General features: G+C 68.3%; 9 protein-coding genes. 1 reads left to right on the top strand and 8 read right to left on the bottom strand.

The genetic code is table 11. The features are described from left to right. Positions 1 to 337: 337 nt before the first annotated feature. The 7 genes from AD72_RS02765 to glnA form a co-directional block, all read right to left on the bottom strand. Positions 338 to 1,042, bottom strand: coding sequence for an urease accessory protein UreD (locus AD72_RS02765; protein ID WP_051897767.1), 705 nt, complete (start codon positions 1,040 to 1,042; stop codon positions 338 to 340). Beyond that, the gene (gene ureG / locus AD72_RS02760; RefSeq protein WP_031464758.1) at positions 1,032 to 1,661 is read right to left on the bottom strand and encodes an urease accessory protein UreG; all 630 of its coding nucleotides are present in this window, start codon (positions 1,659 to 1,661) and stop codon (positions 1,032 to 1,034) included. Before ureG ends, AD72_RS02765 begins: the two co-directional genes overlap by 11 nt. Positions 1,662 to 1,754: 93 nt before the next feature. Further along, positions 1,755 to 2,396 carry an urease accessory protein UreF gene (locus tag AD72_RS02755; protein ID WP_031464757.1) on the bottom strand — a complete coding sequence of 214 codons (642 nt, stop codon included), beginning with the start codon at positions 2,394 to 2,396 and terminating at the stop codon, positions 1,755 to 1,757. Next, positions 2,396 to 4,096, bottom strand: coding sequence for an urease subunit alpha (locus AD72_RS02750; protein ID WP_031464756.1), 1,701 nt, complete (start codon positions 4,094 to 4,096; stop codon positions 2,396 to 2,398). Before AD72_RS02750 ends, AD72_RS02755 begins: the two co-directional genes overlap by 1 nt. Beyond that, positions 4,093 to 4,380, bottom strand: a complete 288-nt coding sequence (locus AD72_RS02745; RefSeq protein WP_031464755.1) for an urease subunit beta — start codon at positions 4,378 to 4,380, stop codon at positions 4,093 to 4,095. The genes AD72_RS02750 and AD72_RS02745 overlap by 4 nt, the downstream gene beginning before the upstream one ends. After that, entirely contained in the window at positions 4,377 to 4,679 is a 303-nt protein-coding gene (locus AD72_RS02740; RefSeq protein ID WP_031464754.1) for an urease subunit gamma, read from the bottom strand. The genes AD72_RS02745 and AD72_RS02740 overlap by 4 nt, the downstream gene beginning before the upstream one ends. Further along, on the bottom strand, positions 4,679 to 6,022 hold the full coding sequence (gene glnA, locus AD72_RS02735) for a type I glutamate--ammonia ligase (RefSeq protein WP_031464753.1): 1,344 nt from the start codon (positions 6,020 to 6,022) through the stop codon (positions 4,679 to 4,681). The genes AD72_RS02740 and glnA overlap by 1 nt, the downstream gene beginning before the upstream one ends. Positions 6,023 to 6,293: 271 nt before the next feature. Here glnA and AD72_RS02730 point away from each other — a divergent pair, with 271 nt between their 5' ends. Next, a complete protein-coding gene (locus tag AD72_RS02730) occupies positions 6,294 to 7,553 on the top strand; it encodes an MFS transporter (protein WP_037344650.1) in 1,260 nt (419 codons plus the stop codon). Here the strand turns inward: AD72_RS02730 and AD72_RS02725 are convergent. Then, positions 7,501 to 8,745 (bottom strand): MFS transporter, encoded by a 1,245-nt coding sequence (locus tag AD72_RS02725; RefSeq protein WP_031464751.1) that lies wholly within the window; start codon positions 8,743 to 8,745, stop codon positions 7,501 to 7,503. The genes AD72_RS02730 and AD72_RS02725 overlap by 53 nt on opposite strands. Position 8,746 lies beyond the last annotated feature (1 nt).

Genomic DNA, 8,746 nt, shown 5'->3' with positions numbered 1-8,746 from the left:
TCTCAAAGAACACACGCACATCTTCATCTACAACTGATTTGTTGCATCTTCCAAGGCGTACTGCTCAATTCTTTTGTACCCTGTACGGAGCGAACTTACTCGCTGCCGGATTCCAACAGAATCTCGTCAGTCGTAAGATGTTCCTAGGGCCGTCGCAAGACTTTACCCGGTTCGCTTCGCGGTGTCAACCCGCGCGCCCCGGTGGACTTGCCGACTCGATCCAGCTTACCAGACCGATCGGCCGCCCGCATCGCCTCCTGGCTCGTCCCTTTCGGGCCGTTCCGCTCGGCGCTCCGTGCGACAAGAAGAACAGTACACGGGCTGGCAGACCCCGTTTTCACGGGGGGTCGGTTTTGGTGAAAACGCAGGTCAGCGCGTTATCTATGGCTTGCTCGGCCGCACGCCCGGTTTCCCCGAGCGCGAGGATCTGCATCCCGGGTCCCTCGAGTGGCAGCGCGGCGAACCGCTCGGTCGCGGGCGGGATCGCGAGATCACCGTGCCCCACGAGTACCGCGGTCGACAGGAAGCGCATCCCGGCTGTGCCCGCGGGTCCGCACAACGCCGGGTCCGCACCGTCGAGCACGGTCTGCTGATCGAGCAGCGGGGCGCCGTCCACGGTGATCCGGATCCTGGTGCGCGCCACGCCACCGGGTTCGCCGTGCCTGCCGAGCGAAAGGCTCTCCCGCAAACACAGCCGGCTCGCCCCGGTCAGCGCGATCGCGAAATCCGCGCGATAGTCGGCATCCGCGCAGATCACGGTGTGCCCGGCGTGCCAGTTCAGGCAGGCGTCCCGGAGTTCGGCCCGCACCCGGAACCGCGCGGGACCGGGGCCCGGCTGCACCACGGTGGCCGCGGTGGTGGCGAAGGTGAGCGGGCGCTCCTGCACCTGGAGGGAGAGGGCGAGCTCGTCCCCACCGAGCGGACCACCGGCCGAAGCGACGAGGTGGCACCGGTCGGATCCGGTGCGGCGCACGGTCAGCGGCGGTTGCTCACTCCAGTGCAGCGCGCCGGGCCGGGCAGTGATCGAGGCCTCAGCGCGCACCGGCTGGCAGCCAAGCGGTGACCTGCTCGGCGATCTCGGTGGCGGCCGGTCCGGTGCGCAGCGAGCTGAACACGGTCGGCAGTTCCCCGCGCTGTTCCTTGGCGTCGGCGCGCATCACCTCGAGATCCGCACCGACGAGCTCGGCGAGGTCGATCTTGTTGATCACCAGCAGGTCCGAGCGCTGTACCCCGGGTCCGCCCTTGCGCGGCACCTTGTCCCCGCCCGCGACGTCCACGACGAAGATCTGCTTGTCGATCAGGCCGTAGGAGAAGGTGGCGGTGAGGTTGTCGCCCCCGCTCTCCACGAGCACCAGATCGGGCCGGTGCTCTGCCTCGAGTTCCTCGACCAGGTCCAGGTTCGCGGTGATGTCGTCCCGGATCGCGGTGTGCGGGCAGCAACCGGTGCGCACCGCGCGGATCCGTTCGTCGGGGAGCACGCCGTTGCGGCGGAGGAACTCGGCGTCCTCCTCGGTGTAGATGTCATTGGTCACCACGGCGATCGAGTACCGCTGCCCGAGGGTGCGGCACAGCGCGGCGACCAGTGCGGTCTTCCCGCCGCCGACGGGTCCGCCGATGCCGACCCGGACCGCGGTTCCACGTGGGCGGCCGCCACCACCCATGTCTTCGTGGCCTTCCTTATGAAGCACTGTGTTGACTCCTCACTCGCTCCGCTCCTCCTTCGTTCCTCAGTCGACGCTCACTCGATCGCTGCCTTACGAGGCAAACAGACTCACCTCCGATTGTTCGTGCAGTTGGGCGAGCACATCCGGGCACGGTGTGCTCGCCGAGGGAAGTTCGGCCGGGGTGCGCGCGGTGTTCGCGGCGCTCACCCCGGCTTCCGCGGTCTGTTCCGCGAGCGGGGCGAGTCCGGCGGAGAGCGCGGCGACCGCGAGGGGATCGAGGCCGAGCAACCGGATCGCCGCGGAACACGCGCCGCCGATCAGGTGGTGCACGGACAGCTCGGCGGCCTGCGCCTGCTCGAGCCCGGAAGCGCCAGCCGCGATACCGAGCGCGATGGGCAGATGCGGCCTGCGCAGGATGTCCCATTCGGGTGCGGGCCACATCCGGGATCCGGTCCTGCGCAGCGCCGCGCCCTGGGCACGCGAGGCGGCGCGCAGCGCGGGCGAGGGAGTGCGGGCACCGAATTCGGCGTCGAGTTCCCCGATCGCGAACCCACGGGCAGCCGCGAACGCCGCACCCACGAGGCCCGCGGTGCGGATCCGCGCGCGCAGGAAGGTTTCCAGGTCCTCGACTCCGGTGAGGGTGCCGTTGCGCACCACGGCCTCGACCCCGCCGGAGTGGGTGTGCCCGCCCAGTGGTGTGCGCGCATCGGCGAGCAGCAGGGCGGCGAGCATCAGAAAAGGCTGTACCGCTGGGCGAGCGGCACCTCGTCGACCGGATCCGGCTCCAGCACCTCGCCGTCGATGCGCACCTCGAAGGTGTCCGGGTGCACCTCGATGCGGGGCAGCGCGTCGTTGCCCGGAAGGTCCTGTTTGGACAGTCGCCTGGTGTCCACGATCGGGAGCAGGGCACGGCGCACGGCGAGCCGGTCCGCGATCCCGGACTCCAGTGCCTGCTCGGTGACGAAGTGCACGGAGTTCGCCGGCGCGTTGCTCGCTCCGAACATCGGGCGCGGCAGCACCGGTTGCGGGGTGGGAATGGAGGCGTTCGCATCCCCGACCGCGGCGTACCCGATCTGCCCGCCCTTGAGCACCACGCTCGGCCGGATCCCGAAGAAGGCGGGCGACCACAGCACGAGATCGGCGAGCTTGCCAACCTCGACCGAGCCGAGATGCCCGGCCATTCCGTGCGCGATCGCCGGGCAGATGGTGTATTTGGCGACATAGCGGCGCGCGCGGAGATTATCGGCGTGCGCGGAGTCCCCGGGCAGCGCGCCCCAGCGGCGTTTGCCGACGTGCGCGGTCTGCCATGTCCTGCTGATCACCTCGCCGATCCGGCCCATGGCCTGCGCGTCCGAGGAGATGATCGACAGGGCGCCCCGGTCGTGCAGCACATCCTCGGCGGCGATGGTGGACGGGCGGATCCGGCTCTCGGCGAACGCCAGGTCCTCGGGAACCGCCCGGTTCAGGTGATGGCAGACCATCAGCATGTCGAGGTGTTCGGGCACCGTGTTGACCGTGTGCGGGCGGGTCGGATTGGTGGAGCTGGGCAGCACGTTCGCCTGCCCGGCGACGGTGATGATGTCCGGAGCGTGCCCGCCGCCCGCGCCCTCGGTGTGGTACGTGTGAATGGTCCGTTCACCGATCGCCGCGAGGGTGTCGGCCACGTACCCGGTCTCGTTGAGCGTGTCGGTGTGGATCGCCACCTGCGCGCCGAACTCCTCGGCAACGGTGAGCGCGGTGTCGATCGCGGCCGGGGTCGCGCCCCAGTCCTCGTGGATCTTCAACCCGCTCGCGCCCGCGCGCAGTTGTTCGCGCAGCGCCTCGGGATTCGCGGTGTTGCCCTTGCCGAGCAGCCCGATGTTCACGCAGGACGAGTCGAGGGATTCGAGCATGCGGGCGAGGTTCCACGGCCCGGGGGTGACCGTGGTCGCCTTGGAACCCTCCGCCGGTCCGGTGCCACCGCCGATCAGCGTGGTGATCCCGGAGGCGAGCGCCTCGGTGATCTGTTCCGGGCAGATGAAGTGCACGTGCGCGTCCACCCCGCCCGCGGTGAGGATCTTCCCGTTGCCCGCGATGACCTCGGTCCCCGGGCCGATGAGGATGTCCACCCCGTCCATGGTGTCCGGGTTGCCCGCCTTGCCGATCGCGGTGATGCGCCCGTCCCGCACCCCGATATCGGCCTTGATCACGCCCCAGTGGTCCAGGATCACCGCGCCGGTGATCACCAGGTCCGGTGCGCCGTCCGCGCGGGTGGCCATCGCCTGGCCCATGGATTCGCGGATGACCTTGCCGCCGCCGAACACCGCCTCGTCGGCCAGCTGCGGGCCACGGCAGCGGTCCTCGGTGACCTCGATGAACAGATTCGTGTCGCCGAGCCGGATCGCGTCCCCGGTGGTGGGTCCGTAGAGCTTGGCGTACTCCTCCCGGTTCATCGCCGCAGTCCCGGCACGATCTTGTTGCCGCGCAACGGGATCAGTTCGACGGCAAGATCCACTCCCGGTTCGAAGCGCACCGAGGTGCCCGCCGGGATCGCGAGCCGTTGCCCGGAGGCGGCGGCCCGGTCGAACTCCAGGGCCGGGTTCGCGTCCGCGAAATGGCAGTGCGAACCGACCTGGATGGGCCGGTCTCCGGTGTTGACCACGTCCAGGCTCAGCCGCTCGACGCCCGGGGCGAGCTCGAGCCCGCCTTCGCCGTAACGGATCTCGCCGGGAATCATTGGATCGGATCGTGAATCGTGACGAGTTTGGTCCCGTCCGGGAACGTGGCTTCGATCTGCACGGAATCGACCATTTCCGGCACTCCCTCCATGACGTCGGCGCGGGTGAGCACCCGCTGCCCCTCGGACATGAGTTCGGCGACGCCGCGCCCGTCCCGTGCGGATTCGAGTACCCAGTCCGAGAGCAGGGCGACGGCTTCCGGGTAGTTCAGCCGCAGTCCGCGCTGCCTGCGTTCCCGGGCCAGGCCCGCGGCGACGTGCAGCAGCAGCTTTTCCTGCTCGTGCGGAGGAATGAGCATCAGAAGACAGGCAATCCGGTTCGCAACTCGTAGGGTGTTACTTCGCTACGGTAACCATCCCACTCATTGCGTTTGTTCCGCAGAAAGAAATCGTAGACGTGTTCCCCGAGCGCCTCGGCGACCAGGTCAGAGCGTTCCATCTCAGTAAGTGCCTCGCCGAGATTCTGCGGGAGCAGGTCGTATCCGGCGGCGCGGCGCTCGGCATCGGAGAGCGACCACACATCGTCATCGGTGGCCGCGGAGAGCTCGTAGCCCTCGGAGATCCCGCGCAGCCCCGCGGCGAGCAGCACGGCGTAGGCGAGGTAGGGATTGCACGCGGAATCCAGGGTGCGCACCTCGACCCGGCGCGATGCGGCCTTGCCCGGCGAGTACATCGGTACCCGGACCAGCGCCGAGCGATTCGCGTGGCCCCAGCACACCGCTGTCGGGGCCTCCCCGCCGACGACCAGGCGCTTGTAGGAGTTCACCAGCTGGTTGGTGACCGCGCTCAGTTCCTTGGCGTGCTTGAGGATCCCCGCGACGAACGCCTTACCGGTCGGCGAGAGCTCGTACGGGTCCGAGGCGTCGTAGAAGGCGTTGTGGTCGCCCTCGAACAGGCTCATGTGCGTGTGCATCCCGGAGCCCGGCTGCGCGGTGAACGGTTTCGGCAGGAAGGAGGCGCGCACGCCCTGGGTGATCGCGACCTCCTTGACCACGTAGCGGAAGGTCATCACGTTGTCGGCCATGGTGAGCGCGTCCGCGTAGCGCAGGTCGATCTCCTGCTGGCCGGGCGCGTTCTCGTGATGGGAGAACTCGACCGAGATCCCCATCGACTCGAGCGTCTCGATGGCCTGGCGGCGGAAATGCGTGGCGGTGGCGTGCGCCGCCTGGTCGAAGAAGCCGCCGTTGTCCGCGGGCTCGGGCACGGTCCCGTCGTCCGGGAGGCTCTGCAACAGGAAGAACTCGATCTCCGGGTGCACGTAGCAGGTGAACCCGGCCTCGCTCGCCTTGGCCAGCTGACGGCGCAGCACGTGCCGGGGATCCGCCCAGGAAGGGGAACCGTCCGGCATGGCGATATCGCAGAACATCCGCGCCGAATAGTTTCCGCCGTCCGGGTTCTCCCAGGGAAGCACCTGAAACGTGGACGGGTCCGGTTTGAGCACCATGTCGGATTCGTAGGCGCGGGCGAACCCTTCGATCGCCGAACCGTCGAACCCGATCCCCTCGGCGAAGGCGCCCTCCAGCTCGGCGGGGGCCACCGCGACGGACTTGAGGAACCCGAGCACATCGGTGAACCACAAGCGCACGAACCGGATGTCGCGCTCCTCGAGGGTGCGCAGTACGAATTCCTGCTGGCGATCCATGTCCGGCAGCGTAGGGACGGCTTGTTAACGCCGTGTTTCGCACGCCGCGAAGGCGACGATCGAGTGAGCATCGCAGCGAACGAGGAGCGCAGCGAAGAGGGCGGATGGACGAGGACCCGAGGGAGCGCCAGCGACCGAGGCCCGCAGGGAATCCGTCATCGAGCCATCGGCACAGCGAGTGAGGAGCCGAGCCACGTCTTGGGATTGCGCTAACGAGCGACGAAAGGGTAATACTTCGCGCGGGTAATTAACAGTACTGAGGGAGCCCCCGTTGGCAAAGCTCAACTCGGATCAGCGGAACTCGTTCATCGCCGCGCAGCTCGGCTGGACGATGGACGCGTTCGACTACTTCATCGTGGTGTTCGTCTACGCGAAGATCGCGGCCGATTTCGACATGTCGAAGACCCAGGTCGCGTTCATCACCACGGCGACGCTGATCATGCGCCCGGTCGGGGCCCTGCTGTTCGGGCTGTGGGCGGACCGGGTCGGCCGCCGGATCCCGCTGATGGTCGACGTGATCATGTACTCGGCCGTCGGTTTCCTGTGCGCCTTCGCGCCGAACTTCACGGTGCTCGTGGTGCTGCGGATGATCTACGGCATCGGGATGGGCGGTGAATGGGGGCTCGGTGCCGCGCTGGCCATGGAGAAAGTGCCCGGGGAACGGCGCGGGTTCTTCTCCGGACTGCTCCAGGCCGGCTACTCCTGCGGTTATCTGCTCGCCGCGGTGGCCAATCTGCTGCTCGTGGACCTGGCCGGGCTCTCCTGGCGCTGGGTGTTCGCGCTGTCCATCGTCCCGGCGCTGATCAGCCTGATCATCCGGGCACGGGTGAAGGAATCGGATGTCTGGGAGAAGGCCCAGCAGAAGATGAAGGTCACCAAGACCCGGATGCGCGATGTGCTGACCAACGGGAAAGTCGTACGCCGGTTCATCTACCTGATGCTGCTGATGACCGCGTTCAACTGGTTCTCGCACGGCACCCAGGACGTGTACCCGAGCTTCCTTTCCGCGCACGAGCACGGCGGCGCCGGGCTGCCCGAAGTGACCGGGACCTGGATCGCGATCGTGTACAACATCGGCGCGATCATCGGCGGGGCGATCTTCGGCTGGGTCTCGGAGAAGGTCGGCCGCCGGTACACCATCATCTTCTGCTCGCTGCTCGCGATGCCGATCATCCCGATCTTCGCGGTGGACCGGGGCGCGGGCATGCTCGCGCTCGGTTCCTTCCTGATGCAGGTGTTCGTGCAGGGTGCGTGGGGCGTGATCCCGGCGCACCTGACCGAGATGTCCCCGGACGTGATCCGCGGCTTCTACCCCGGTGTCACCTATCAGCTGGGCAATCTGCTCGCCGCGCTGAACCTGCCGCTGCAGGAGTGGATGGCAGGCGAGATCGGTTACACGAACGCGCTGATGATCACCGTGATCGTGGTGAGCGTGGCGATCGCGATCCTGACCTTCGTCGGCAAGGAGGCGAAGGGGATCACGTTCGGCACGGACGAGACAGCCGTGACTCCCGCCGCCGCGAAGACATGATCGACAAGGAGAGCACCGTGGCCACCGCGCACAACCCGGCGGCCAGGTACCAGGCCAGGTCGTAGCTCCCCTCGGTGTCCCGGATGATCGCGGCGCCCTCCGCGGCCAGTGCGGCACCGACCTGGTGCGAGGCGAACACCCAGCCGAACACGATCGGGCCCTTCTCCGCGCCGAACCACTGGCGGCACAGCGCGACCGTCGGCGGCACCGTGGCCACCCAGTCCAGGCCGTAGAAGATGATGAAGGCCCACATCGGCGGCTGGGTGCTCGGTGCGAACAGCCCGGGAAGCAGCGCCAGTGAGACCCCGCGCAACAGGTAGTACGCGGCGAGCAGCAGCCGGGAATCGACCCGGTCGGTGAGCCAGCCCGAGCACACCGTGCCCGCGATGTCGAAGATGCCGACCAGTGCGAGCAGTCCGGCCGCCGTGGTCGGTGGCATGCCGTGATCGTGCGCGGCGGGCACGAAATGCGTCTGCACCAGTCCGTTCGTGGTCGCCCCGCAGATGGCGAAGCCCCCGGCGAGCATCCAGAAGGTCCTGGTGCGCGCGGCCTCGCCGAGCACCCGCAGGGCCCGCACGGCGGCACCGGATGTGCGCGCGGGCCGGGGCCGCGGTTCGGTGGCACCGTAGGCGAGGGTGCCCACATCCTCGGGGTGATCGCGCAGCAGCACGAACACCACCGGAACCACGACGAGCGCGGCCCCGGCGATCAGCAGCGTCGCGGCCCGCCAGCCCTGGTGCGCGGCCAGGCTCGCCATCAGCGGGAGGAACACCAGCTGACCGGCCGCGCTCGCCGCGGTGAGCACCCCGCTGACCACCCCGCGATGGCGCACGAACCACCTGCTGGTCAGCGTGGCCACGAAGGCCAGCGCCATGGATCCGGTGCCCACGCCGATGAGCAGTCCCCAGCACAGCAGCAGCTGCCAGCTCGCCGTCATGAACACACTGAGTCCACTGCCCGCGGCCACCAGCAGCAAGGCGGTACCGACCACCCTGCGCATGCCGAAGCGTTCCATCAGCGCGGCGGCGAACGGCGAGAATCCGCCGTAGAGCAGCATGTTCACCGAAACCGCGCTGGAGATCGTGGAATGCGACCAGCCGAACTCGGCGTGGATGGGTTCGATGAGTACCCCGGGCGCGGAGCGGAACCCGGCTGCCCCGACGAGCGCGATGAACCCGGCGATCGCCACCATC

The sequence above is a fragment of the Sciscionella sediminilitoris genome, from assembly GCF_000737195.2.
Lineage (GTDB): Bacteria > Actinomycetota > Actinomycetes > Mycobacteriales > Pseudonocardiaceae > Sciscionella > Sciscionella sediminilitoris.
Note: the sequence above shows the minus strand (reverse complement) of the source record. Positions and strands in the feature narration are given on the sequence as shown.